The sequence below is a fragment of the Larkinella terrae genome (assembly GCF_009668025.1).
In the GTDB taxonomy this organism is placed as follows: Bacteria; Bacteroidota; Bacteroidia; order Cytophagales; family Spirosomataceae; genus Larkinella; species Larkinella terrae.
The window spans coordinates 100232-123996 of sequence record NZ_WJXZ01000006.1; the positions used below are offsets into that span (position 1 = coordinate 100232).

At 50.7% G+C, this 23765-nt stretch carries 22 protein-coding genes and 1 pseudogene; 12 read left to right on the plus strand and 11 right to left on the minus strand.

The window, feature by feature from the left end; all coding sequences use genetic code 11:
* Positions 1-14: 14 nt before the first annotated feature.
* On the minus strand, positions 15-1046 hold the full coding sequence (locus tag GJJ30_RS11080; RefSeq protein WP_154175222.1) for an oxidoreductase: 1032 nt from the start codon (positions 1044-1046) through the stop codon (positions 15-17).
* 123 nt (positions 1047-1169) lie between these two features.
* Between GJJ30_RS11080 and tsaE the strand changes: the two genes are divergently transcribed.
* The 3 genes from tsaE (at position 1170) to GJJ30_RS11095 (ending at position 3334) form a co-directional block, all read left to right on the plus strand.
* Complete coding sequence (gene tsaE / locus GJJ30_RS11085; RefSeq protein ID WP_154175223.1) at positions 1170-1580, plus strand: tRNA (adenosine(37)-N6)-threonylcarbamoyltransferase complex ATPase subunit type 1 TsaE; 411 nt, start codon at positions 1170-1172, stop codon at positions 1578-1580.
* A gap of 113 nt (positions 1581-1693) precedes the next feature.
* Positions 1694-2905 (plus strand): alanine dehydrogenase, encoded by a 1212-nt coding sequence (locus GJJ30_RS11090; RefSeq protein ID WP_310588228.1) that lies wholly within the window; start codon positions 1694-1696, stop codon positions 2903-2905.
* 21 nt (positions 2906-2926) lie between these two features.
* Positions 2927-3334, plus strand: a complete 408-nt coding sequence (locus tag GJJ30_RS11095) for a hypothetical protein (protein WP_154175224.1) — start codon at positions 2927-2929, stop codon at positions 3332-3334.
* A gap of 120 nt (positions 3335-3454) precedes the next feature.
* Here GJJ30_RS11095 and GJJ30_RS11100 read toward each other — a convergent pair whose 3' ends face one another.
* From GJJ30_RS11100 to thrA, 3 genes are all read right to left on the minus strand, one after another.
* Complete coding sequence (locus tag GJJ30_RS11100; RefSeq protein ID WP_154175225.1) at positions 3455-4966, minus strand: capsule assembly Wzi family protein; 1512 nt, start codon at positions 4964-4966, stop codon at positions 3455-3457.
* 184 nt (positions 4967-5150) lie between these two features.
* Positions 5151-6080, minus strand: coding sequence for a homoserine kinase (locus tag GJJ30_RS11105; RefSeq protein WP_310588229.1), 930 nt, complete (start codon positions 6078-6080; stop codon positions 5151-5153).
* A 66-nt stretch (positions 6081-6146) separates the two neighbouring features.
* On the minus strand, positions 6147-8609 hold the full coding sequence (gene thrA / locus GJJ30_RS11110; RefSeq protein ID WP_154175226.1) for a bifunctional aspartate kinase/homoserine dehydrogenase I: 2463 nt from the start codon (positions 8607-8609) through the stop codon (positions 6147-6149).
* A 296-nt stretch (positions 8610-8905) separates the two neighbouring features.
* On the opposite strand from thrA, the gene GJJ30_RS11115 reads away from it, so the two are divergent.
* The 5 genes from GJJ30_RS11115 to GJJ30_RS11135 all read left to right on the plus strand — a co-directional run bounded on the left by GJJ30_RS11115 (position 8906) and on the right by GJJ30_RS11135 (position 13516).
* Positions 8906-10009, plus strand: coding sequence for a vWA domain-containing protein (locus GJJ30_RS11115; RefSeq protein WP_154175227.1), 1104 nt, complete (start codon positions 8906-8908; stop codon positions 10007-10009).
* A 9-nt stretch (positions 10010-10018) separates the two neighbouring features.
* Positions 10019-10249, plus strand: coding sequence for a hypothetical protein (locus GJJ30_RS11120; RefSeq protein ID WP_154175228.1), 231 nt, complete (start codon positions 10019-10021; stop codon positions 10247-10249).
* Positions 10246-10623, plus strand: coding sequence for a type II toxin-antitoxin system death-on-curing family toxin (locus tag GJJ30_RS11125; RefSeq protein WP_154175229.1), 378 nt, complete (start codon positions 10246-10248; stop codon positions 10621-10623). Before GJJ30_RS11120 ends, GJJ30_RS11125 begins: the two co-directional genes overlap by 4 nt.
* A 72-nt stretch (positions 10624-10695) precedes the next feature.
* A complete protein-coding gene (locus GJJ30_RS11130) occupies positions 10696-12225 on the plus strand; it encodes a sigma 54-interacting transcriptional regulator (protein WP_154175230.1) in 1530 nt (509 codons plus the stop codon).
* 262 nt (positions 12226-12487) lie between these two features.
* The gene (locus tag GJJ30_RS11135; protein WP_170299168.1) at positions 12488-13516 is read left to right on the plus strand and encodes a porin family protein; all 1029 of its coding nucleotides are present in this window, start codon (positions 12488-12490) and stop codon (positions 13514-13516) included.
* A 46-nt stretch (positions 13517-13562) separates the two neighbouring features.
* On the opposite strand, the gene GJJ30_RS11140 is transcribed toward GJJ30_RS11135, so the two are convergent.
* Positions 13563-13889, minus strand: a complete 327-nt coding sequence (locus GJJ30_RS11140; protein WP_154175232.1) for a heavy metal-binding domain-containing protein — start codon at positions 13887-13889, stop codon at positions 13563-13565.
* Between the two features lie 361 nt (positions 13890-14250).
* Here GJJ30_RS11140 and GJJ30_RS11145 point away from each other — a divergent pair, with 361 nt between their 5' ends.
* Positions 14251-14802 (plus strand): lipocalin-like domain-containing protein, encoded by a 552-nt coding sequence (locus tag GJJ30_RS11145; RefSeq protein WP_154175233.1) that lies wholly within the window; start codon positions 14251-14253, stop codon positions 14800-14802.
* Between the two features lie 80 nt (positions 14803-14882).
* Here GJJ30_RS11145 and GJJ30_RS11150 read toward each other — a convergent pair whose 3' ends face one another.
* The 3 genes from GJJ30_RS11150 to GJJ30_RS11160 are packed head-to-tail and all read right to left on the minus strand — an operon-like array spanning position 14883 to position 17321.
* The gene (locus tag GJJ30_RS11150) at positions 14883-15563 is read right to left on the minus strand and encodes a uracil-DNA glycosylase family protein (protein WP_154175234.1); all 681 of its coding nucleotides are present in this window, start codon (positions 15561-15563) and stop codon (positions 14883-14885) included.
* A gap of 1 nt (position 15564) precedes the next feature.
* Positions 15565-16383 (minus strand): serine hydrolase, encoded by an 819-nt coding sequence (locus GJJ30_RS11155; protein WP_154175235.1) that lies wholly within the window; start codon positions 16381-16383, stop codon positions 15565-15567.
* Complete coding sequence (locus GJJ30_RS11160) at positions 16380-17321, minus strand: 2-hydroxyacid dehydrogenase (RefSeq protein WP_154175236.1); 942 nt, start codon at positions 17319-17321, stop codon at positions 16380-16382. The genes GJJ30_RS11155 and GJJ30_RS11160 overlap by 4 nt, the downstream gene beginning before the upstream one ends.
* 173 nt (positions 17322-17494) lie before the next feature.
* Between GJJ30_RS11160 and pdxA the strand changes: the two genes are divergently transcribed.
* A complete protein-coding gene (pdxA, locus tag GJJ30_RS11165; RefSeq protein ID WP_154175237.1) occupies positions 17495-18649 on the plus strand; it encodes a 4-hydroxythreonine-4-phosphate dehydrogenase PdxA in 1155 nt (384 codons plus the stop codon).
* A gap of 6 nt (positions 18650-18655) precedes the next feature.
* The gene (locus GJJ30_RS11170; protein ID WP_154175238.1) at positions 18656-19546 is read left to right on the plus strand and encodes a YicC/YloC family endoribonuclease; all 891 of its coding nucleotides are present in this window, start codon (positions 18656-18658) and stop codon (positions 19544-19546) included.
* Between the two features lie 89 nt (positions 19547-19635).
* Here GJJ30_RS11170 and GJJ30_RS11175 read toward each other — a convergent pair whose 3' ends face one another.
* Positions 19636-20694 carry a saccharopine dehydrogenase family protein gene (locus tag GJJ30_RS11175; RefSeq protein WP_154175239.1) on the minus strand — a complete coding sequence of 353 codons (1059 nt, stop codon included), beginning with the start codon at positions 20692-20694 and terminating at the stop codon, positions 19636-19638.
* Position 20695: 1 nt separating this feature from the next.
* Positions 20696-20884, minus strand: a complete 189-nt coding sequence (locus GJJ30_RS11180; protein ID WP_154175240.1) for a hypothetical protein — start codon at positions 20882-20884, stop codon at positions 20696-20698.
* Positions 20885-21065: 181 nt separating this feature from the next.
* Here GJJ30_RS11180 and GJJ30_RS11185 point away from each other — a divergent pair, with 181 nt between their 5' ends.
* Positions 21066-21668: a DNA-3-methyladenine glycosylase gene (locus tag GJJ30_RS11185; RefSeq protein ID WP_154175241.1), complete on the plus strand. Its 603-nt coding sequence runs from the start codon at positions 21066-21068 to the stop codon at positions 21666-21668.
* Positions 21669-21703: 35 nt separating this feature from the next.
* Here the strand turns inward: GJJ30_RS11185 and GJJ30_RS11190 are convergent.
* Positions 21704-23626 (minus strand): annotated as a pseudogene (locus GJJ30_RS11190) (CocE/NonD family hydrolase).
* Positions 23627-23765: the final 139 nt, after the last annotated feature.

Sequence of the window (23765 nt, forward strand, 5' to 3'; positions counted from 1 at the left end):
TCTTTTATCGCCTTTCAAAACTCCAGCACTTTTTTCAGTTTGCTGCTTTCTCCGGCTAATTCAATGATGCGAATCACCGTCAGCGTCTGTTCGGGTGTCACTTCCTGCGGGATTTCGCCGACAATGGCCCGGTATAGGTTGTTGTAAAAATGGTGGTAATTCCCCGGCTGGCTCGGGAATGTAAACCGCCCGCTGGTAGTCGTTAGCGTACCGTACTGGCTTTCGGGCTCGGCACCCCAGTCGGGCGTATCGGGCAGGATGTTTTTCCGCTGGGTTTCCTCCTGAATATCCAGTCCATGTTTGATGAACGAACCTTTGGTGCCGTGAATGATGTACCGCAGGCTGTTATCGACCGTCAGCATCGACGATTTCAGGATGACGCGTTTATCGGCATAAAATAACCGCAGGTCGAAATAATCATCCAGAATACCGCCTTTCCGAATGATGCGAACGTCGCCCGAAACCGCTTCCGGCACGCCGAACAGGGCAACGGCCTGATCGATCAGGTGGGGCCCTAGGTTGAAAAGATTCCCTCCGCCCGCCGGATCTTTTTCTTTCCAGCTATCGAGGATATCGGGCCGATAGCGGTCATAGCGACATTCAAATTCCACGACATCGCCGATCTGGTTTTCCCGCAGGATCTGCTGGATCGTCAGAAAATCAGCGTCGTAGCGCCGGTTTTGGTATGGAATAACGACCAGCCCTTTTTCGTGTGCCATATCAAGCAGTTCTTTGGCCTGCTCCAGATTGTTGGCAAATGGTTTTTCGATCAGAACGTGTTTTCCGGCTTCGAGGGCGGCTTTGGCGTAGGAAAAATGGGTGTCGTTAGGCGAACCCACGATGATGAGTTCGAGGTCCGGATCGGCCAGTAACTCCTCATGGCTGCGGACGGTCTGGATGCCGGGGTCAAACGCTTCGGCGTCATTGCGGTGACGCTCAACCACTTTGGCTAGTTTGAAATGCGGATTAACGGTTAGGAAAGGTGCGTGAAAATACCGGCCCGATAGTCCGAAACCGATGAGTCCAACCTGAATAGTACGAGACATACGTTTGTGAAGACTGAAGTTGAGGGCCGAAGTTGCCTAATTTTGACCAGAAGGTCAACTATCGACAGGGCCTGTAGAGACAAAGAAAAGTGTTATCTTTGGAATTGGAATTATGTTGGAGGAATGACCATTCGCTTTCGAAGCCTTGCTGAATTAGACGCGGTTGCCGGTCAACTGGTTGCGGCCGGAAGTTCGCATTCGGTCTGGTTGTTCGACGGGCCGATGGGAGCCGGGAAGACGACCTTGATCAAGGCGGTTTGTCGGCAGATGGGCGTTTTGAATACGGTTCAGAGTCCAACCTTCTCGATTGTTAATGAATACGTTACAGAAAAGGGCGAACCGATCTATCATTTCGATTGTTACCGGCTTCGCGACGAGGAAGAAGCGCTCGACAGTGGTTTGGAAGAATACATCGACTCGGGGGAACGGTGTTTGATCGAGTGGCCGGAACGAATTGCCGGATTGTTGCCCCCCGATGCCTGGACAATCCATCTGGAGGTAGAGGAAGGGGAACGAATACTGAAAACCAATTGACTTCAATTATGGATTGAGACTTGCCAATGCCACTTTTTACGGGCGGTTTTCTCCAAAACCGGCTTTTGAAAAACGTGTAATCGGTACTTCTCATTCGCTAATCCCGTTTATAAGTGACTGGGTTTGAACAATTAGCAAAGCAAACGGCACTTTATCCGCAGGAAGCTCCTGCCGCTGTTAAGAAGCACAAGGGTAGTCTCATGATCGGGATGCCCAAAGAGGTCTCATTACAGGAAAACCGGATTGCGCTGACGCCCGAAGCCGTCACTATTCTGGTGCGGCACGGCCACGAGGTGCTGGTGGAAAAAGGCGCTGGCGAAGGAGCTAAATTTTCCGATAACGAGTATAGCGAAGCCGGTGCGTTGATTGTTCCGTCGCCCAAGGAAGTTTACGACGCCAACCTGATTCTGAAGATAGAACCGCTCGTTGACAAAGAGTTTGACTACATCAAAACCGGTAGCACGCTCATCTCGGCGGTTAATTTGCCAAATCACGATAAAAAATACTTCGAGCGGCTGAATAGTAAGAAAATTACCGCTTTTGGCTATGAATACATCGAAGATAAAGTCGGCGGCATGCCGGTGATTCGGGCCATGAGCGAAATTGCGGGCAGTACGGTCATGCTGATTGCCGGTGAATACCTGAGCAGCGCCAACAGCGGTCGTGGGGTAATTCTGGGCGGAATTACCGGTGTTCCACCTACGAAAGTAGTGATTCTGGGCGCCGGAACTGTGGCTGAATATGCCGCCCGAACCGCCCTGGGTTTGGGGGCCGAAATCAAGATTTTCGATAAACACATTTACAAACTCCAGCGGCTGAAATACGCCATCGGGCAGCACATTTACACCTCGATCATCGAAACCGATACGCTCTCGGAGGCCATTCAGCGCGCCGATGTAGTGATTGGGGCCATGCGGGCGGAAGACGGTTTAAGCCCGATTGTAGTGACCCAGGAAATGGTCTCGCACATGAAAATTGATGCGGTGATCATCGACGTGTCGATCGACCAGGGCGGGAATTTTGAGACATCCAAGATGACTACGCACAAGGAGCCGACGTATAAATTTCAGAACGTGATTCACTATTGCGTTCCGAACATTGCCTCGCGGGTGGCCCACACGGCCAGTCTGGCGTTGAGCAATATTTTTCTGCCGTTTTTGTTACAGACTGGAACCATCGGTGGTATTGAAGAAATGATGTTTGCCAATCGCTGGTTCATGAAGGGCGTTTACAGCCATAACGGTCTGTTAACCAATGCTTATATCGCCAAAAAATTCAACATGCGGTTTAAGGATTTAAGCCTTTTACTGGCGGCAAGAATTTAAAAAACCGAAAACCGCAAAGCTATGATCAACAATAGTAACGAAAATATCCTGCTTGATGACGCGAATTCGCCGGATGTGAACCGGAAGCTGATGAGCGTGGTTTCGGCTGATTTTGTGAAAGTGGCCGATACGTTGAAAGAGGCTTCCTATGTTATTCGGAAACGCGGTTTTACGGAAAATCCCATTTTTGTCGCTTCCCGCCGGGTAGTCGACGTGGGGCAATTGCTGCTGGGACCGAAAGAGATTACTGACAATGCCTGGACCTACCGGGCGTCGTTGCTGGAAGAGTTTGTTCAGCGCAAGCTGGTGGCTGAAGAATCGGTGGAGGCATTCAGGGAAAACTACAAAAATCCCGACGAATATTGTTGCCTGTTCGTCATCGACGGCGACTTCGCCGGTTTTATCTTCATTCCTTTTCCGGAAGACTGATGGTCGGTTTACGGTTTTACTTCGTTATTCAGTATTCGCTATTCAATATTTGGTTTTAAGTACAATATCAAATAATGAATAACGAAAATTGGATGAACCGTAAGCTGAACACTGAACAACTCATTTCCTGACCCGGTATTTATAAAAGTCCCACGTTTTGCGAATTCCGGCGTAAACGGCACTGCTGTTCGGGAACAAATCGCCCTGGTCGGCGGCTGCGGAGCAGGTGATCAGCAAACCTCGTTGATTCAGCGGCAATTCGAGCATTAACAGGGTTGAAATTTGCCGGATCGTTTCGGGAAACGGAACATCGTAGGTGCCGTAATTCTCGCTGTAGGAAAACTTCAACTGGAACAGACAATTTTTGGCAAAACCACCCTGAATGCCGGTGTGGTAGGCGCGGACCCGGTTGTTACTGAAAAAACCGTATTGCGACAAACCGGGTCGGGAATCCGTCACTGGCGTAATGAAGGGCGTTCCAATGCCCCGGCCAAAATACGACCAGCCGTCCTGGTACTGCGTATGATTGAAATAATTGTCTTTGCCCCGGAACAGGTTTCCATCGCCAAACACATTACCGCCCTGGCTTTTGGTGTATAAAAACTCGACCACGGCGCCCGTGATCCGAAAACCGGTATGCGCCGGATTCAGGTTGCGAAACCGCAAACCGGTCAAGCCATCTTCGATGTTTGTGAGATAATACAGCGAACCGTCTTCGTAAATACTCTGGTGATAAAATAACACGGAAACCTGGCGGGAACTGAACTCAACACCCAGATCGATCGTGCCCAGGTGATTGCCAACCCGGTTTTCGCGGTCAAATTTACTGTAGCGGGTGGTATCGAGTCCTCCCAGTCGACCCAGGCTATTGCCCAGAGAAACAAACAGATAGTCCTGTAAGCTGGCAGGAAAATGCCCGTCTTTGACGAGCGATTCGGGAAGCTGGTCGGTAACGCCCCCCCATTGGGCCTGGTGGTTGAAACCGGCGTAGAACTTGACGGGCCAGCGCGGTTTTCCTAACCGCACGTATAACGATTTCTGATGGAGAAAATAATGCTGGACCTTGCGCTGACTGCCGAACCAGCCGTGGGCGAAAGCGCCCCGAAACGAGAGCAATCCTTTCGTAAAACCGATGGGTGTATAGTTGGGTAAACTGATTTGTATTTTGGGCAAAGGCAGTGCGTTTCCCGACCAGCTGTAAGAGCCGGAACTTAAGGTTGAATCGACTAATCCGACTATTTCGCGTCGGCGTCCGGCCATGATCTCGAAGGCTCCGGTGCGGACTTTCACATAAGCTTCCGGGAGTAAAAGGGGTTTTTTTGGTTGCGCATTCAAATTGTAAACTGCTTCAAAACCGTACCCAATTCCGAAACGATCCCGGCGCAGGGGAGAGGTTACATCAGTCAGCGGGTAATAGCTGTAATCCTGGCGGACGCCCGCCCGAAACGTTGCGGAGGGTAAGGTGTTGGGAACAATACCATATTGATTGCTTCGCAGCCAGAAGGGCGTCGGTTGGCCGGAGGCAAAAAAACCGCCCATTTCGGCAAAGAAACGGCTCGGCCGGGTTTCTATAACGGGCTGGCCGAAGGCTAAAAACGGGACGCAAATACACAGAAGTAGCGCTCTAATCATCTCTTATGGGAAAAGGGTTCCACGTTTCGTTTAAGCACTACAGACAATAATAATTTGCTGTAATTGACTGATCAAAAATGGCTTACGTGTCCGCCAGCCAGCTGCTATCGTCGGAAATGAAACCGGTTGCCTGGCGGATAACCTAAAGTAGTTGATTAGATTGTATGTGCAAATATTGTTCCAATTATCCAAGAACGCGCGGCCCTTCCTGGTTAATACCGGAAACGTAGAGTTCGCTACCAATACCGACGGCCTGAAAAGCCGCCTGCATGCTGGCACCCACCCGAAGCGCCGTGTCCTGGTCGCGGCTGAGGGCAAACATCGATGGGCCGGAACCGGAAATGCTGCAACCGAGCGCGCCCGCGTCGAGCGCGGCCTGTTTTACTTCACTAAATTCGGGAATGAGAATGGCCCGGATTGGTTCGATGATAACATCCACCATTGAGCGGCCGATGAGGTCGTAATCGGGTTTCATTAAACCGGCAATCAAACCGGCCACGTTGCCCATCTGGATGATGGTGTTTTTCATCGACACCTCGTTTTTCAGAATGTGACGGGCATCTTTCGTGTTGACTTCGATTTCCGGGTGAACAATCGTTGCGAAGAGTTGAGCGGGTGTATTAATCGTAATGATATCCAGTGGGTTATAACTCCGGATGACCACAAAACCGCCCATGAGCGAAGGCGCCACGTTGTCGGCGTGGGCCGAGCCGCATGCCAGTCGTTCGCCTTCCATCGCGAACGGAAGCAGGTCGATCTGCTTCAGCGGACGCCCCAGTAATTCATTGATCGCAAATACCCCCGCAACGGCACTGGCCGCGCTGGAGCCCAAACCGCTGCCCAACGGCATCTTTTTATGCAGAATGACATCCAGCCCCTGGTCGGATTCGATGTGTTTCAGGTACGTCTGGATGGCAATTCCGGCGGTGTTTCGTTCGGTCTGTTTGGGTAAACGGCCTTCGTCACCAATGATGGAGTTGATCCGGACGCCCGGCAATTCACTTTTACGGATAATGATCTCATCGCCGGGGCTATCAACAGCGAAACCGAATATGTCAAAACCGCAGGCAACATTAGCGACGGTAGCGGGGGCAAATACTTTTATTGAATCCACGGTTGTAAGTTACTGCAGGCAATAACGTTCTTTAGTCTGATATACAAATTCAAAGGGTTATTTGGTTCACGCCAGATAACTACCGATACTGACTACGTCCGCAAAGACGCCGGTGGCCGTCACTTCGGCGCCTGCTCCGGGGCCTTTGATGACCAGCGGGCGTTCTTTGTACCGCTCGGTCGTAAACGAAATGATGTTGTCGGCACCGGACAGCGAATAAAACGGGTGATCGAATCCGACCGCCCGCAGCTCGATGGTCACTTTCCCATTTTCAAACGTCGCCACGTAACGCAGTTTCTCATTTCGGCCTTCGGCAGCTTGCAGCAGGTTTTCAAAATAGGCGTTGTTGGTGTCCAGTTCTTCGAAAAACGCCGGAATGCTGGGGGCGCTGATGCAGCTTTCGGGCAACAGGTTATTGATGGTAACATCGGACGGTTCCAACTCAAAACCGGCTTCCCGGGCCAGAATCAGGATTTTGCGGGCCACATCCATGCCGCTCAGGTCTTCGCGGGGATCGGGTTCCGTAAAGCCTTTTTCTTTGGCTTCCCGAACCACCGATGCGAACGAGACGCCCGGTTTGTACGTATTGAAAATATACGACAGGGTCCCCGACAGAATGGCTTCGATTTTCAGAAACCGGTCGCCGGATGTCATCAGCCCCTGCAAGGTGTTGATAATGGGCAAACCGGCACCAACGTTGGTTTCGTACAAAAACTTGACCCCGCGCCGAACCGTCGCCCGCTGCAACCGTTTGTATTCGGCATATGAACCGGAATTGGCTACTTTATTGGGCGTCACAATCGACACGTTGGCGTTCAGCAGGGGTTCATAAAACAACGGAATGTCCTTGTCGGCCGTGCAGTCGATGAACACACTGTTGGGCAGGTTATAATCCTTCAGTTTTTCGACAAATGCCGGAAGTGAAGTTGTAACACCTTCATTCATAAGACGATCCTGCCAGTCGCTGAGGTCGATGCCTTTCGGGTCGAGCAGCATCTTTTTGGTATTCGAGACGCCAACGAGGCAAATCCGCAGGAGTTTTTCGGTCCGCAGAAATTCATATTGCGACTCAATCTGTTTCAGCAGCGTCCGTCCAATCAATCCCGCCCCGACCAGATACAGGTTCAGAATCCGGGCTTCGGACTGGAAAAAGACGTTGTGCATCGCATTGAGTGCTTTCGAGAGGTTATTCTTATTGATCACCACCGAAATATTGATCTCCGACGAGCCCTGCGCAATGGCAATGATGTTAACCCCGTTTTTCCCTAATACCGAAAAGAGTTTCCCGGCAATCCCCGAACTCTTTTTCATTCCCTCGCCCACGGTGGCAATAATCGACAGGTCGCGTTCGATGCTGATGTTGTCGATGTGTCCGTGCGCGATTTCGGTGGCAAATTCCGCTTCCAGAATCTCGCGCACCCGATCCGCGTTGCGGGGTTCGATGGCAAAACAGATGGAGTGTTCCGACGACGCCTGCGAGATCAGAATCACGCTGATTTTGTAATGCGCCAGCGTGCTGAACAGTTTGGCCGAAACCCCGGCCACCCCGATCATCCCGCTGCCCTGAATGTTGACAAGCACAATATCGTCGATCGACGAAATACCGGTAATCGTGAAATCGCGCCGGTCGGCGGTGCGGCTGATAACCGTCCCTTCGTGATCGGCATTGAACGTATTCAGAATGCGGATCGGAATATTTTTGGCAAAAGCCGGTTGCAGCGTCGGCGGATAAATAACCTTGGCCCCGAAGTGGCTGAGTTCCATGGCTTCGGCGTAGGTAATCGTCGGAATGTTGAACGCATTCGGCACTTTACGCGGGTCGGCGGTCATCATGCCGTCGACGTCCGTCCAGATGTCGATGTAGTTGGCGTTCAAAGCCGCTCCCAGAATCGAAGCCGTGTAATCAGAGCCGCCCCGGCCGAGCGTGGTTGTTTCGTTGTTCGCCGTAGAACCGATAAAACCGGTAACGATGGGCAGATCCGTGCCGATGGTGGCAAAATAATTCCGAATCAACTGGTTGGTGGTCTGGTCATCGACCTCGGCCATGCTGAACTGGGCATCGGTTTTGATCAGCTCGCGGGCATCGCAAAACCGGGCGGGAACGCCCTTGCTTTTCAGGCATTCGCTGATGACGAGGCACGAAAGCCGTTCGCCGAAACTCATCACCAGATCCATTGTCCGATCGGATAATTCGCGGATGAGCGACACGCCCCGCAGCAAATCTTCCAGTTCATTGACGGTTCCGCGGACGCGGCCAAATACTTTACTTTGCTCCTTGATGGGAATCAGTCCTTTAATGACATTAAAATGCCGCTCTTCAATTCCCCGAATCAGTTCCAGGTAATCCGGATTGCTGACCGCGGCCATGCGGCCAATTTCGATCAGCTGGTTGGTTACACCACTCATGGCCGACAACACCACGGCCCCGATCACATCACCGTTCTGGCGGTGATTCAGAATGATTGCAATGACTTTTTTGATATTCTCAACGGACTTTACGGACGTTCCGCCAAATTTCAATACGTTCATACAGTGGGAATTGTAAATAATTGACTGTTAATTCCAAAATCGACAGTCTGCTATGGATTGGTGATGAAGAGAAAAGGAGCGCAAATATAGGGAAAAACCGGGTTGTGTCCAGCAAAGAGATAGAAACCGGAAGCACTTTGACGGAGCGGGTTGCGGGATTATGCCGGACCCGCGTTCTTCACCGGAAGGTTGTATGTAGAAAAATGCCGGAAATTTCGTATTTTCACTGAGCGAACAAATCTGGACAACGTGCTGTTGTTCCAGAATCGACGACTGCTAACCTAACGACCGTATTCATGAAAGGCTTTGAATTCTCAAATTATATTCCTCCCGAAAAAAAAGAAGGCAGTAAATTCGATCAGTTGTTCAATATTTTTCAGCAATTGCTGCTGATGACGTCGGGCAATGTGGAGCAGGCGCTGGCGTATCTGAACGACCTCGACCGGCGTTACGGCCTGACCGACGACAAATACGGCATTGGCAATTTTGTCGAGGAAATGAAGGAAAAGGGCTACCTGACCGAGCAGAACGAAGAAGGAACGCTTGCGATGACGGCCAAAAGTGAGCAATCCATCCGGCAGTCGGCGCTGGAGGAAATTTTCGGAAAACTGAAACGTTCGAAAACCGGGGGCAATCACCACACGCCGTTTACGGGCGTCGGCGACGAACTGAGCAGCGATCTGCGTGATTTCCAATTTGGCGATTCGCTTGAGCAGATTTCCATGACGGAATCCATTCGCAACGCCCAGATCAATAGTGGCGTCAATGAATTTACGTTGATGGAGCGTGATCTGGAAGTGGTTCAGAAAGAGCAGAAAACCCAGACATCGACGGTTTTGATGATCGATGTCAGCCACTCCATGATTCTGTACGGCGAAGACCGTATCACCCCCGCCAAAAAAGTCGGAATGGCCCTGGTGGAGCTGGTCAAGCAGAAATACCCGAAAGATACGCTGGACATTATCGTGTTTGGAAACGACGCCTGGCAGATTCAGGTCAAGGATTTGCCCTACCTGGAAGTCGGGCCGTACCACACCAATACCGTAGCGGGTCTGGAACTGGCGATGGATTTGCTGCGCCGTCGGAAAAACAAGAACAAGCAGATTTTCATGATCACCGACGGAAAACCGACCTGTCTGAAAGAAGGCATCAAGTACTACAAAAACAGTTTCGGGCTGGACCGGAAGATCGTATCGAAAACCCTGACGCTGGCGGCTCAATGCCGTCGGCTCGACATTCCCATCACGACTTTCATGATTGCTTCGGACCCGTACCTGAAGCAATTTGTGCACGAATTTACAAAAGTGAACAACGGCCGGGCTTACTACAGCGGTTTGCAGGGCTTGGGAAATATGATGTTTGAAGACTTCCAGCGAAACCGCCGGAAGAATATGAAGTAACTAGGAAGCATGACGACGATTCAAATTTCTTTGGACGACAGCCGTTTATTAAAATTACAGGAAAAAGCTCAGGCGATGAATATTCCTTCGGTAGACGCATTGGCTAAACAGATCATTGAGCAGGTAATTGATGCTGATGGTTCCTCCCCAAGTGGAGCGGTTTTGTCAGCTGAACGAAGCCTGTTATTGGAAGATATAATTAATGAAAACCGGGAATTACTCCAACGCTTAGCTCAATGATTACCGTAGATGAAGTATTATTTATTCATCGTCGATTAATTGAGGTTTTTGGAGGAAGTGATGGGGTTCGTGATGAAAGTATCATGCTTTCCGCTATTGCAAGACCTTATTCGGGTTTCGGTGATACCGAATTTTACCCGACTCCAATCGAGAAAGCGGCTGCAATCATTGAGAGCATTGTTAAAAACCATCCGTTTGTCGATGGGAATAAACGCACGGGTTATGTGCTTATGGAGATCATGCTCCGGACAAATAATCTGTTCATCAGTGCCAGCCAGGAAGAACGTTATAGTTTTGTTATTCAAATTGCAACGGGCGAACTGAACTACGATGGCATTGTGAGCTGGATTAAGAAAAACACCGAATCTCAATGACTCACTTTTGAAGGTCTTAACTAAGAGAAGCCGGTTAAGACAGTAATCATTTTTAATATTCACAACGATTTCATGAGCTATTCATCCCTGAAGAGTAAAGAGTTAATTAAAATAAAAACCCTCGGCGAACTGAAGGCGGCCGGTTACAAATCAAAATCCATTAAACAGGAACTTCGCGACAACCTAATTGAGAAAATTAAGGCGAAGGAAGTCGTTTTCCCGGGAATCTGGGGGTATGAAGATACGGTTATTCCGGACGTGGAACGGGCCATTCTGTCAATGCACCACATCAACTTGCTGGGTCTGCGCGGGCAGGCCAAAACCCGCATTGCCCGGCTGATGGTCAATTTACTGGACGAATACATCCCGGTGGTGGAAGGTTCGGAACTGAACGATGATCCGCTGGTGCCGCTCTCCCGGTTTGCGCACGATCTGGTGACGGAAAAAGGCGACGCTACGCCAATTGGCTGGCTGCACCGCGATGATCGCTACACCGAAAAACTGGCCACGCCTGATGTGTCGGTGGCCGACCTGATCGGTGATGTCGATCCGATCAAGGCTGCCACCTTAAAGTTACCCTATTCCGACGAACGGACTATTCACTTCGGACTGATTCCGCGTTCGCACCGGGGCATTTTCGTCATCAACGAATTACCAGATTTGCAGGCCCGGATTCAGGTGTCGCTCTTCAATATTTTGCAGGAAGGTGACATTCAGATTCGCGGTTTTAAACTGCGGTTGCCGCTCGACATTCAGTTTGTTTTCACGGCTAACCCGGAGGATTATACGAACCGGGGCAGCATTGTTACCCCGTTGAAAGACCGGATCGACAGCCAGATTGTGACGCATTATCCGAAGTCGCTGGAAATTGGTAAGAAGATCACGCAGCAGGAAGCCATTGTCAAAACCGAGCAGAAAGGCATGGTGAAAACCAACGATCTGATTGCGGATCTGATCGAACAAGTCGCTTTGGAAGCCCGTGATAGTGAGTATGTTGACTCGAAGAGTGGCGTCTCGGCCCGCTTGACGATTGCGGCTTTCGAAAATCTGCTGTCGTCCGCCGAACGCCGGGCCTTGCTGAACGGAGAAAAAGAAACATACGTCCGGATTACGGATTTATACGGCGTAATTCCGGCGATTTGCGGAAAAGTGGAACTGGTCTACGAAGGCGAAGTCGAAGGGCCGGTGATTGTGGCTCAGAATCTGATCGGAAAAGCCATTCGGACCCAATTCCTGAATTACTTCCCGAATCCGGAAAAAGCCAAAAAACAGAAGGGCGGCAATCCCTACAAAAAGATAACCGACTGGTTTGGCGACGGCAACGTGATGGAATTCCTGAATGACCTGCCCACCCGCGACTACGAAAACCGCCTGCGGGCGATCGACGGTCTGGACGACGCCGTGGATGCGCTGCATTCCCGATTGGGGAAACAGGAAAAACTGTTCATGATGGAGTTTGCGCTTCATGGATTGGCCGAATATTCGCTGGTTGGCAAGAAGGCATTGGACACCGGACAGCAGTTTAAAGACCTGTTAGGCAGTATGTTCAGTCCCGGCGCCAGCTTTGGGGACGACGATGATGACGACGAAGACCGGTTTTAATTAAATGATGGATTATGAATGTTGAACGATGTGTTGGCTGACGCATTCCAATCTATTCGACCACTACTTTATCGTTCATAATCCATCATTAATAAAAGGCAAACCTGAAGCCAGGTTTGCCTTTTTTGTTGTCGTGAAATGCTACAGTGAAACTACGCAAACGGAAAATCACGTAGTTTTTCGCTAAATAAAGCTTATTGGGCGATATACTTTTGCAGCATCAGTAACAACAGATACACACTCTTAAGTAATGATCACCCAAATGAAAGCATCACTATTTACCATTTGCCTTCTGGCAATTGGCCTTTTGGCAGAAGCCCAAACGGCGAAACCTAAAACGACGGCCACCGCCACGAAGCCGAAGCCGGTGGCTACGGCGCAAAAGAAAACCACCACCGCTGCTAAGCCGAAAGTTGCCGTTAAAAAACCGGCTCCGAAACCAGCCGTTGCGACTGCCCCGGCGGCAACGACGACAACCGTTGCGTCCGTAACGACCCCGGCTGAACCGGCACCGGTTTTGGCCCAGCAAACCACCGTTGAAACCAAGCCGGAGGTCGAAACTACGACCAAAGAGTCGACAAAACGTTCTAAAAAGGCAAAAGCTGAAAAACCGGAGAAAGTAAAAGCAGAGAAGGCCGAAAAACCGGCTAAACCCGAAAAACCAGTACGCGTAAAAACCGAATCGGCTTATTCCGGCAAAGGATTATCGGTCGGGATTCGGGGTGGGGTCAACGCGCTACTGAACGAATTCAATCCGGGTGTCGAAGGAACCGAAGCAGGGCAGTCCGAAACTGCTCCCGGTTTTACGGGCGGTGTGATCATCAACTACGGTGTCGGGAATGTCTTCTCGATTCAGCCGGAAATCCTGTATACGCGCCGGTCGGTAAAGTTTGCGGGTGAAGAATCCGGTCAGAAATTTTCGGTGCAGGCCTCTTTCAACGCCGTTGAAGTGCCGCTCCTGTTGAAATTATCTTTTGGTCGGAAAACCCGGTTTTTCGTGAACGCTGGTCCTTATATCTCCTACGGACTGGATGGCCGGGTGAAGTTTGTGGTTGACGGTCAGACGCTTGCCGATGAAAAACAGAAGCTGACGAACGACGATGCGCGGCTGGAATACGGGGTGACCGGCGGTTTGGGGGTTTCGATTCCTGCGGGTCCCGGCTCGATCCTGATCGAAGGACGCTATCACTATAGCCTGGGAAACAACGCTGATCCCAAACCGGTGGAATACGTCAGCCAGCAAGTGGCGACCTTCTCGGTGGGGTACCTGTTTCCACTGGGAAGAAGATAAAAATTGCCGGTGGATGAAGCATTCGGAAATGCTTCATCCACCAAACTCAGACACTTTCGATGATTACCGCCGTGCCGTTGGCGCTAACCATTAGCAGGCCGCCGTTGTTACCGACGGTTTGATAGTCCAGATCGACGCCAATAATGGCATTGGCACCTAGCCCCTGAGCCTGTTCGATCATTTCTTTCATTGCAATGCTTTTTGCTTCGCGCAGGGCCTGTTCATACGCGTTGGAGCGCCCACCGACCACGTCGCGCACCGTACCGAGGAAATCTTTGATCAGGTTCGAACCAATAATGGCTTCACCATTGGCCAGGCCAAGGTATTGCACAATCCGTTTTCCCTCAACATTGGGAGTAGTTGTTATCAGCATAGACTTGGTTTCGGGGTAAGCGTCTGACGGCTCCTTTTTAACTGGTGACTTGATGCGTCAAAATTAAATACCGGAATCATACGGTATTACGGAGTTACACAGAAGATTCTTTTTTAAGTACAGGGTATTTATTTTACCACACAGGCGGTTTTCGGTAACAATAAAGAAAAGGTCAAGCAGCCCGGTTTTTATAAAAAATAAGTGAAATGCCCGGCTAAACGGGGTATGCATTTCAACCGGCAGAATGACCAGTTTAAACATAAAGATACACATTTCAAAAGAAAGGTGTTGGGCAGCCGAACCAATTTGGCCCATTTTTGAATCACAAATCAATTTTTTCAACAAATCAACTCAAAAAACAATGAAAACGACAACACTCTTGAACCGTGTAAATTTCCGTTATGGCTGGACTTTGGTTATGTTATTGGCTTTACCGCTTTGGTTTGCCAGCTGTAGCAAAGATAAAGATGGCAACGGCGAACCAGACGTAAAACCGTCGGCAGTGAGCGGTAGCTGGAAGATTTCGGGCATGAAAATAAATCCGGGCATTGATTTTGGCAATGGCACCAAAGTAACGGATTTGCTGGGGTTCTTTGCTGCCAACGGAGGTGCTGATGCCGTAGCCTGCTTGACGGATACGAAAATTACGTTTAACAGCAACGGAACTATAACCGGAACGCCGTCAGCAAATTGCAAATCGGATGATCTGGACGATTTTAACCCCGCTGAAGACAATTCAAAATGGTCAGTTAATGGCAATAAATTGACCATTATTGATAAAGAAGGTTCACAAACCTACGATCTGGAAACATCTGGCAACACAATGAAGTGGAGTACCACAGAAAAAGATGATCTTGATGGCGACGGAAAAGATGATACGTATACAATGACGATCGAATTCAAAAAAGCGTAAGAAATATAGATTTCGGTCAGCCGCCAATCGACTTGTCGATCGGCGGCTTTTTTATTAAAAACCATTGGTGTTTGGAGAAATTACAACGCAATACAATCTGCTAAAGTAGTTACATACCGATCGACGTAAGCGTTGATGTCGCGGCTGCGGTATTGCAGAATATATCGGGGGTGATCGAGTGTAACGATCCGGCCGAAAAAACCGTGTTCCTGATTGAGTCTTTGAAAGAAAGCTTCGTTTTTCCGGCCCAGACAAACCGCTACGCTGCGGTCGCAGCCAAAGGTCAATTGCTCCCGGATCGATGAAATAATGGCGGGCCAGAGGGCTGCTGTAGTGGCTTTATCGTCGTAGAAATTATAATTCTTGCCGTTTTTGACCAATGCCAGCGGGTACAGGGATGTCAGGAAAAACCGCCCGTAAAAAGCTTCGGCACCCCCAAACGCTTCAACAATCTGGTAGATAAACCGGCTCGATAATTCCGGCGTCGGGGGCAGATTATTGTCAATGCCGCAATATTTCTGGAGGTTTTGGGGCGTCGTAAACGAGATCCCGCTGACGCCCGCGCCAAACCGGCCGGGATTGATGCCCAGAATGTAAACGCGCGGATTTGCATCGTTGAAAAACCGGGTATAAAACTGATTCACAATGGCTTGTACTTCCGGCTGGCGATACGGATTCAGGGCGCTGACGCCAGGCGGCAGGTGGTCTGGTTCGGTTTGGTGGAGGTAATACGGGATGGCGCGGTCGGCAAAGGTTTCCATTCTACAGGTATTGTTGGTAGCAGATTTGAGCTATTTCGCCAATGATTTTCTCGGCTTCGGGCGTGGTGGTTCCCTGCACAAAAACCGACAGCAGAAAGGGTTTGGAAACGTAAAAAATACCGGCATCCCCCCGAACGTACGAAAGCTCACCGGTTTTGTGGGCAATTACCGCCGATTTGGGCAAAAACAGGCGAAAGGTAGTCTGATCGGTATTGCGTTTCAGGATGTCGATCATTTGCTCGCAGAGCGCGGGCGTTGCCACTTCATGCCGGTAAATTTTCTTCAGTAATGCGTTCATTTCGAACGCTGTGACCCGGTTTTCGCGCCCCAGTTTGGCCGCCAGCGTATCCATCATCATCCGGTTCAACTGACTCTGGGTCAGGCCCAATGTCCGCATTCGCTGGTTGATATTTTCCATACCGAGTTCGCGAATCAGAATGTTGGTGGCCGTGTTGTCGCTGCGGGTCATCATGAGGGTCAACACCTCCCGATTGGTGAGTTTGCTTTGGTCGGGATAGGTTTGCAAAACGCCCGAACCACCGGTTTTTTCCGACGCCTGCAGCATGTGAATTTTTTCCAGATCAAATTGCCCGCTTTTCACCCGTTCCATCGTTTCAATCAGAATCGGAATCTTGATTACGCTCGCCGACGGAACCAGCTCGTCGGCCCGATGAGCGAACGCAGAGTGGTCCGTCAATGATTCAAAGGCAACACTGACCCGGGCCTGAGTCGGCAATTGTTGCAGGTAAGCGGTTAATTTTTCCGAAAGCGATTGAGCGGAAGCCAAAGCCGGTAAGAGCAACAAAAAGAGTAATTTCATAAACGTTCTTTTAGCTGGCTGACCAGCACTTCGTTGATTCGGACGTAACTTTCGTGCGTCCAGCCAGCCACGTGGGGCGTCAGGATGACCTTGTCCGAATTCCGAAGATAGTCAAAAGCCGCTTGCTGATCGGGCGTCAGCTTCGAAAGTTTTTCGTTTTCCAGCACGTCCAGACACGCCCCGCGCACTTTTCCACTTTCCAGCCCGCGCACCAGTGCCGCCAGCGACACGACCTCGCCCCGGGCAATGTTGATGAGGTAAAACGGTTTTTCGAACCGCTCGATAAAACCGTCGTCGATCATCATCCGGGTTTCGGCCGTCAGCGGAACGTGCAGACTGAGCACGTCGGCTTCTTCCATGATCTGCTCCATCTCTGCTTCCTGCGCGTACGCACCGCCATAGTGGGTCAGGTATTTGTCGTAACACAGCACCCGGCAGCCAAAACCGCTGAGCCGACGCGCCGTGGCCCGCCCGTTGTTCCCAAAACCGACAATGCCGACGGTCAGACTGCCGAGTTCGTAGCCCCGGTTGCCTTCGCGGTCCCAGATGCCCCGGCGCACTTCGCGATCGCTTTTGGAAATATTGGCCAGTAACGCCAGCAGCATACCAACCGAATGTTCGGCAACAGCGTCGCGGTTGCCTTCACCCGCGTGAAAAACCTGTATATTTCGCTGTTTGGCAAAGTCTAGATCAATTAAATCGAGCCCGGCACCGGCCCGACCAATAAACTTTAGTCGATGAGCCTGTTCCAGCACCTCGGCATCGACCGACGTTTTGCTGCGAATCAGGAGACCATCGTAGTTGGCAATTGCCGCCAGCAGGCCGCTTCGGGTTATTTTAGGTTCGTAGTGAAAGTCAAATCCGGCCTGTTCAAGCATGGGAAACAGGGAGGGATGCATTTCGTCGGCAATCAGGATTATAGGTCGAATCGCGGACATCCGTGTGGTTTTTGTAACTTGCAAAATAATTACCAATGAACGATTAACAATTAACCGCATGAGCGGCTCCGAATGGGAACTCCGTGTCCGGGTGTTGGCACCCTTAAATGCATTCAATATTCATTATTAATTGTTAATTTTTCACTTGAAAAAGGCGAAACTACTAAACTTAAATGGAACCACGCCAATCGGATAAGCATAACGAACGTCATTCGGAACCCCAGGCTCGTCGGCCTGTCATCGGAATTACCCTTGGCGATTACAACGGAATCGGCCCTGAAGTAATCCTGAAAGCCTTGCAACACAACCGGTTGCAGCGAATTTGTACGCCGGTTATTTACGGATCGATGCGGGTATTGAACCGCTATCGGAATATGTTGCAGCAGAGTGGATTGTCCCTGAAAGACTGGAACCTGAACGGTATTCAACAGGTCTGGCAGGCCAATCCCAAGTTTACGAATGTCATCACGTGCTGGAATGATCAGGGTGGGAATCCGGGTGGACAGAATCAGGAAGTTCAGCCGGGAAAAGTGACGCCCGAAGCGGGCGCGGCCGCACTGGCCTGTTTGCAGCGGGCGACCGATGACCTCAAAGCCGGGCACCTGGATGCAATTGTAACCGCCCCGATCAACAAGCACAACATTCAGACGGAAACGTTTACTTTTCCGGGTCATACCGAATTTTTTGCCGAAGCTTTCGAAGTAAAGGAAAATCTGATGTTTCTGGTGAGCGATGTCCTGCGCGTGGGTGTGGTAACGGGACATATTCCCCTGGGCCGGATTCGGTCGAATATTACCAAAGAAAAAGTGTCGCAGAAACTGCAACTGATGCACCAGTCGCTACGGAATGATTTCGGAATCCGGAAACCGCGCATTGCGGTGCTGGGTCTGAATCCGCACGCGGGCGAAGAGGGCTTGCTGGGGAGTGAGGAACAGGAAATCTTAAAACCGCTGATTCAGGAATTGCGCAACAAGGGGCAACTGATTTACGGTCCGTTTGCGGCTGACGGTTTTTTTGGCACCCGCGCGTATCGCAAATACGATGCGGTTTTGGCGATGTACCACGATCAGGGTCTGATTCCTTTCAAGACCATTGCGTTCGACGAGGGCGTTAATTTTACGGCGGGAATGCCCGTCGTTCGCACCTCGCCCGACCACGGCACGGCCTATGATATTGCCGGAAAAAACCAGGCCGACGAAACCTCGATGTTGCAGGCGATTTACCTGGCCTGCGATGTGTCGAAATACCGGAAGGAAATGGCAGAAATTGAACTCAATTCATTGAACAAGAAAACAATAAGTGGGAAAATAAGTGAGCAGTCTGCTTAAGATAATATGCTAAAATCAATGACCGGGTTCGGCAGTGCGACCCAGGAAGCCAACGGGCTGACGGTAACTGCAGAAGTAAAAACATTAAACTCTAAGTTTCTGGATATTTATTGCCGGCTTCCCCGGTCGTTTTCCGATAAAGAAGTTGAGTTGCGCAACCTGCTCACGCAACGGCTGGAACGCGGAAAAGTTGAAATTTCCCTGAATATCACCCGCCTGACCGATGTTCGGCCCGGCGTGACGGTAAACCGTCCGCTGATCGAAGCGTATCTGAAGGATCTGCGGGAAACGTCACAGGGACTTTTGCTGGATGTGTCGGATGGCGATCTGTTCAAACTGGCGTTGCAACAACCGAATGCGTTCAATTCGGAGGTTTCCAGCGCGTCGGATACAGCCGCCAGCGATTGGGAATTGATTCTGTTGACCGCTTTGGAAGCGATCCGGAAGTGCGACGAATTTCGACAGCAGGAGGGAAACGGGCTGGAAGGTAAGTTTCAGGAATACATCCAGCTTATTACGGATCGGCTGACGCTGATTGAAGTGCAGGACGTAAAACGGATTCCCGCCGTCCGCGAGCGGGTTCGGAACATGGTCGTGGAACTGATGGGCAACGACGAGTTTGATCAAAACCGGTTTGAACAGGAGCTAATTTATTACATCGAGAAATTTGATATTTCCGAGGAAAAAGTCCGGTTGAAAAACCACCTGAGTTATTTTCTGGAAGTGCTGGCGGCCGACGAAGCCAACGGCAAAAAGCTCAATTTCATCGCTCAGGAAATTGGTCGGGAAATCAACACGATCGGCTCCAAAGCCAACGATGCCACGATTCAGCGGCTGGTCGTACAGATGAAAGATGAGCTGGAAAAAATCAAGGAACAGACCTTGAATGTGATCTAGCCCTGACAGCGGTCGAAGACCCTGTCAGCGGCATATTTCGGCAACTTTTTACTAAAGCATACAACCGCTGACAGGGCTTTCAGCCGCTGTCAGGGTTGTCCAAAAAACGCGCCGTTCTGCGTTCCAAGGAGTAGTTCAAACGGAATGTCCTCCTGTTTGATAAAACCGTGTTGGGGCAATAAACCGTCGGCGACGAGTTCAACGACGGCGGCCACCGAACCGGCGGTTGTCCAGGAAATGGCCCGCCAGGATTGCCCGTCGATTTCGCGCGGGTGGTAGGCGCGGTAGAACTCTTCCCGCTCCAGAACCGCTCCTTTCCAGCCTTCCACCACGGCGTAAACGTAGACGACGTCGGCCTGAACGGGCGGTTTGGCTTCGGTCAGAATCTGCTCGACCAGCACCCGTTTGTCTTTCAGAATCAGTTCATAAAGCAGAAACCGCATCAGTTTGGCGTGGCCGGGGTAGCGGATGGTTTTGTAATTGAGCGTATCGACCAGGCCGGCGTAGGTTTCGCACATGGTTCCCAAACCGCCTGAGGTGCTGAAAGCTTCAAACTCCTGCCCTTCGATGTTGATGACTTCGATGCCATCAAGTGCCGTAACGGTTTTGAAAACGCCGTTTGAAATCACTTCGCAATCATTCAGATATTCATTAATCACTCCGGCGGGCGACCAGGTGAACGAATAGCCCAGCAAACCGTTTGGGTAGCGCGGCAAGGCGCCAACCCGGAGTTCAATGTCCCGAAGTTTGGTAAAACGTTTGGCCAGATCCGCGCCCACGATGCCGATCAGACCCGGTGCCAGACCGCATTGGGGGGCCATGACGCCTTTGGCGGTTTCGGCCATCAGGCGAATGGCGGTGGTGGTCGGAACGTCTTCCGTCAGGTCGAAATAATGCAGACCCAACTGCCAGGCAGTTTTGGCAATCGGCAAATTCAGGTTATACGGCAGGCAGGACACAACTGCGTCGAAATCCGCCAAGGTTTGCAGCAGCGTAGCCTCGTCCGACACATCGTCCTGAATAATCGGAAAAGGCAGATCGTAGGCGGGTTGAAGTTTGTCAAAACCCGTTACGGTAAAGCGTTTGTTGAGGAGAATACCGACCAGCGAGCCGACTTTTCCCATCCCAACCACAAGGATTTTTTTCATACTAAGCGTTCATCTCTTTCTGGATCTCCTTCACAAATTCAACCGAAACATCCACTAAGCGGGCGATGTCTTCAACGTTGAATTTGTTCTCTGCCAGCGGAGCTTTGGTAAATGACCGGTTCTCTTTTTCGACTCCCCGAATAATAAGCGGATCTCTTTCCTCTTTGAAAAAATCGGATACGCGTACCATAATTTTTGTAAGTTGAGGTTCTAAACTACGTAATTGGGACAAGATTCGCAATTGTACTAATGCCTTTTCAACGGAACTTATAGTTTAAATGGTTTTATCAATTAGTATAGACTTTTGATGAGGAATTCCGCGCTGTGTATCTTTGAGAAAGAAAGACAGCAGGTTTTTTGCGGCTACAACGATGACAAAACTTCCCATTGAATTTTACCAAAATCACGACACGATAACGCTTTCCAAACTGTTGCTCGGCTGCGAACTTGTTCATGAAAGCTCCGAAGGAACCACCGCCGGAATCATTGTTGAAACCGAAGCCTACCTGACCGGCGACCCGGCCTGCCACGCGTACCGGCGCAAAACCGCCCGAAATGCGGCCATGTTCGGCCCGGCGGGAACGCTTTACGTATATTTGATTTACGGATTTTATTATTGCCTGAACGTCGTTACCGGTCCGGAAGACGTGGGGGAAGCGGTTTTGATTCGGGCGCTCGAACCAACCGAAGGTCTGGAATTGATGGAGGAACGACGCCACCTCGATCCGGCAACGAAAACCGGTTTGCGCGGACTGACCAGCGGCCCCGGCAAACTGGTGATTGCAATGGGAATTTCGCGGGAACACAATTCCCTTTCGCTGACAAAAGCGGGCAGTGCTTCACCGGTTTTTATCCGGCCGCGCGTCCTGGAAAAGTTTGAAATTGTGACCACCACGCGCATCGGCATCACGCAGGGAGCGGATTTGCCGTATCGGTTTTACGTAAAAGGAAACCGGTTTGTGAGCAAACCGTAGCCCGCAAACCGGTTTTTGAGGCCCATCGGGCGGTTTTATTTCAGCACCTGAACCTCGATAACGGAGTTGTTATAAACCCGGTGCGTAGCTTTCTGGAAGTCTTCGGCGTTGGCTTTAAAGATGTTGTCGACGTACTTCTGTGGATTGCGGTCGATGAGCGGAAACCACGTGCTATGCACCTGAATCATTACCCGATGGCCCTTCTTGAAGGTGTGCAACACATCCTGTAAGCGGAAATTGACGTCCGTTATTTCGCCGGATTTAAACGGTTCCGGTTTTTCGAAAGAGTTCCGAAACCGCCCGCGCAACACTTCCGAACGCACCATTTGCTGGTAATTCGCCAGCATCACATTTTTGTTGGGCATGTACGGATGATTCGGTTCGTCGGGCGGGTACACGTCGATCAGCTTCACGACCCAGTCGGCGTCGGTTCCGGTGGTGCTGACTTTCAGTTTCGCCATGATTTCACCCCCGAGCGTCAGATCGTCGGTTAAGGGTTCTGTTTGAAAGACGAGCACATCCGGTCGTTTGGCCGCAAACCGCTGATCTTCCGACATGTAATTAAAGGGTGTAAAACCGGTCGTGGTCGTAATGTCTTCCGTATAGGGGACCGGTTTCTTCGGATCACTGATAAACTCGGAAAAGCCCTGCCCGTCAGCGATTTGCTGGGAAAGTTGTCCCGACGAATTGAGACTGAACGTCAGTTTTTGCGCTTCGGCAGCGGGCTATTTGGCAAAGGTTTTCCAGGTTTTTTGTCCCGTATCGAACAAATAGGCTTCCGGCAAACCGGTTTTTCCGTCGCCCGCGCCTTTCAGGAAGTGGTTGAAAAATTTGGCTTCGATATTTCGTTGGTAAAACGTCGCGATGCTGTCACCGAAATAGACGTTGCTGTGCAGGGTATGACCGGTTTCGGCCGACCACCGCCCGTGCCCGAACGGCCCCATTACCAGCGTGTTATAAGTCCCGGCATTGTTCTTCTCCAGCGTTTTGTAAACGTTCAGCGGGCCGTATAAATCCTCGGCATCGAACCAGCCACCAACAGTCATCACGGCGTGCTTGACGTTTTTAAGGTGCGGCAAAATGTTCCGTTTCTGCCAGAATTCGTCGTAGTTCGGGTGGTTAACAGTTTCCTGCCAGTAGAAATTGTCCTTATAATATTTGTCCATGTTTTTCAGCGGCCCCAGATCATATTGCCATTGGTAGCCATCCCGGATGTTGTCGTTGAACATGGCGGGCACGAACCAGTTTTCCGTCGTAGGCTTCGGGTGCTGAATACCAAAAACCGGGTAGGTGAAGATATAAGCCTGAATGAACGTCCCGTTGTGGTGAAAATCATCGAAGAAAAAATCAGAAACCGGGGCCTGGGGCGATGACGCCTTCAAGGCTGGATGCGCGTCGACAGCGCCCGCCACGGTGTAAAAACCGGGGTAGGAGATGCCCCACTGGCCCACCCGCCCGTTGTTATACTTTATATTTTTCAGCAACCATTCAATCGTGTCGTACGTATCCGAACTCTCGTCGGGCGAACCGGCGGCAGTGGCCGGGGCGGTTTTTGCTTTCTTTCTGGAAGCCGCCACCGGCGCCGGATCGGGCAGGTTGGGTGTCATGTTCGTCCAGACGCCTTCGCTCAAATACCGCCCGCGAACGTCTTGATACACAAAGATATAACCGTCCTGCATCAGCGTGGTCGACGGTCCGAGCTTGGCGGGGTACTGATCCGCGCCGTACGGGGCCACGCTGTAACACGTCCGCTGCATCATGATGGGATATTTCTGAGTTTCCGAAGCGTCTTTCGGGACATAAACGGCCGTGTGCAGTTTGGTGCCGTCGCGCATCGGAATGAGGTACTCCGATTTCTGAAAATGCTGCCGGACGTAATCGGCGGCTACGTTGGCGGGCTGTGCGCTGACTGCTCCCGTCAGTAAGATGCCTAAAAGTGAAAAAAGGCGGTTTTTCATAAGCTGGGGCGGTTTTTGCCAAACTTAGCTAATTTTTTACAAAAAAAGTTGGGCCGTTACCAGTGGGACTATACCTTTGTATTTGTAATCAGTCTAAATAAGTATAATGAATACAGCCCATATGATCAGCTTTACTTTC

What these genes read in the sequence shown, in the direction of transcription:
- GJJ30_RS11080 (WP_154175222.1), bottom strand. Translation starts at nt 1,046, where the DNA reads ATGTCTCGTACTATTCAGGTTGGACTCATCGGTTTCGGACTATCGGGC.
- tsaE (WP_154175223.1), top strand. Translation starts at nt 1,170, where the DNA reads ATGACCATTCGCTTTCGAAGCCTTGCTGAATTAGACGCGGTTGCCGGT.
- GJJ30_RS11095 (WP_154175224.1), top strand. Translation starts at nt 2,927, where the DNA reads ATGATCAACAATAGTAACGAAAATATCCTGCTTGATGACGCGAATTCG.
- GJJ30_RS11100 (WP_154175225.1), bottom strand. Translation starts at nt 4,966, where the DNA reads ATGATTAGAGCGCTACTTCTGTGTATTTGCGTCCCGTTTTTAGCCTTC.
- thrA (WP_154175226.1), bottom strand. Translation starts at nt 8,609, where the DNA reads ATGAACGTATTGAAATTTGGCGGAACGTCCGTAAAGTCCGTTGAGAAT.
- GJJ30_RS11115 (WP_154175227.1), top strand. Translation starts at nt 8,906, where the DNA reads ATGAAAGGCTTTGAATTCTCAAATTATATTCCTCCCGAAAAAAAAGAA.
- GJJ30_RS11120 (WP_154175228.1), top strand. Translation starts at nt 10,019, where the DNA reads ATGACGACGATTCAAATTTCTTTGGACGACAGCCGTTTATTAAAATTA.
- GJJ30_RS11125 (WP_154175229.1), top strand. Translation starts at nt 10,246, where the DNA reads ATGATTACCGTAGATGAAGTATTATTTATTCATCGTCGATTAATTGAG.
- GJJ30_RS11130 (WP_154175230.1), top strand. Translation starts at nt 10,696, where the DNA reads ATGAGCTATTCATCCCTGAAGAGTAAAGAGTTAATTAAAATAAAAACC.
- GJJ30_RS11135 (WP_170299168.1), top strand. Translation starts at nt 12,488, where the DNA reads ATGAAAGCATCACTATTTACCATTTGCCTTCTGGCAATTGGCCTTTTG.
- GJJ30_RS11140 (WP_154175232.1), bottom strand. Translation starts at nt 13,889, where the DNA reads ATGCTGATAACAACTACTCCCAATGTTGAGGGAAAACGGATTGTGCAA.
- GJJ30_RS11145 (WP_154175233.1), top strand. Translation starts at nt 14,251, where the DNA reads ATGAAAACGACAACACTCTTGAACCGTGTAAATTTCCGTTATGGCTGG.
- GJJ30_RS11150 (WP_154175234.1), bottom strand. Translation starts at nt 15,563, where the DNA reads ATGGAAACCTTTGCCGACCGCGCCATCCCGTATTACCTCCACCAAACC.
- GJJ30_RS11155 (WP_154175235.1), bottom strand. Translation starts at nt 16,383, where the DNA reads ATGAAATTACTCTTTTTGTTGCTCTTACCGGCTTTGGCTTCCGCTCAA.
- GJJ30_RS11160 (WP_154175236.1), bottom strand. Translation starts at nt 17,321, where the DNA reads ATGTCCGCGATTCGACCTATAATCCTGATTGCCGACGAAATGCATCCC.
- pdxA (WP_154175237.1), top strand. Translation starts at nt 17,495, where the DNA reads ATGGAACCACGCCAATCGGATAAGCATAACGAACGTCATTCGGAACCC.
- GJJ30_RS11170 (WP_154175238.1), top strand. Translation starts at nt 18,656, where the DNA reads ATGCTAAAATCAATGACCGGGTTCGGCAGTGCGACCCAGGAAGCCAAC.
- GJJ30_RS11175 (WP_154175239.1), bottom strand. Translation starts at nt 20,694, where the DNA reads ATGAAAAAAATCCTTGTGGTTGGGATGGGAAAAGTCGGCTCGCTGGTC.
- GJJ30_RS11180 (WP_154175240.1), bottom strand. Translation starts at nt 20,884, where the DNA reads ATGGTACGCGTATCCGATTTTTTCAAAGAGGAAAGAGATCCGCTTATT.
- GJJ30_RS11185 (WP_154175241.1), top strand. Translation starts at nt 21,066, where the DNA reads ATGACAAAACTTCCCATTGAATTTTACCAAAATCACGACACGATAACG.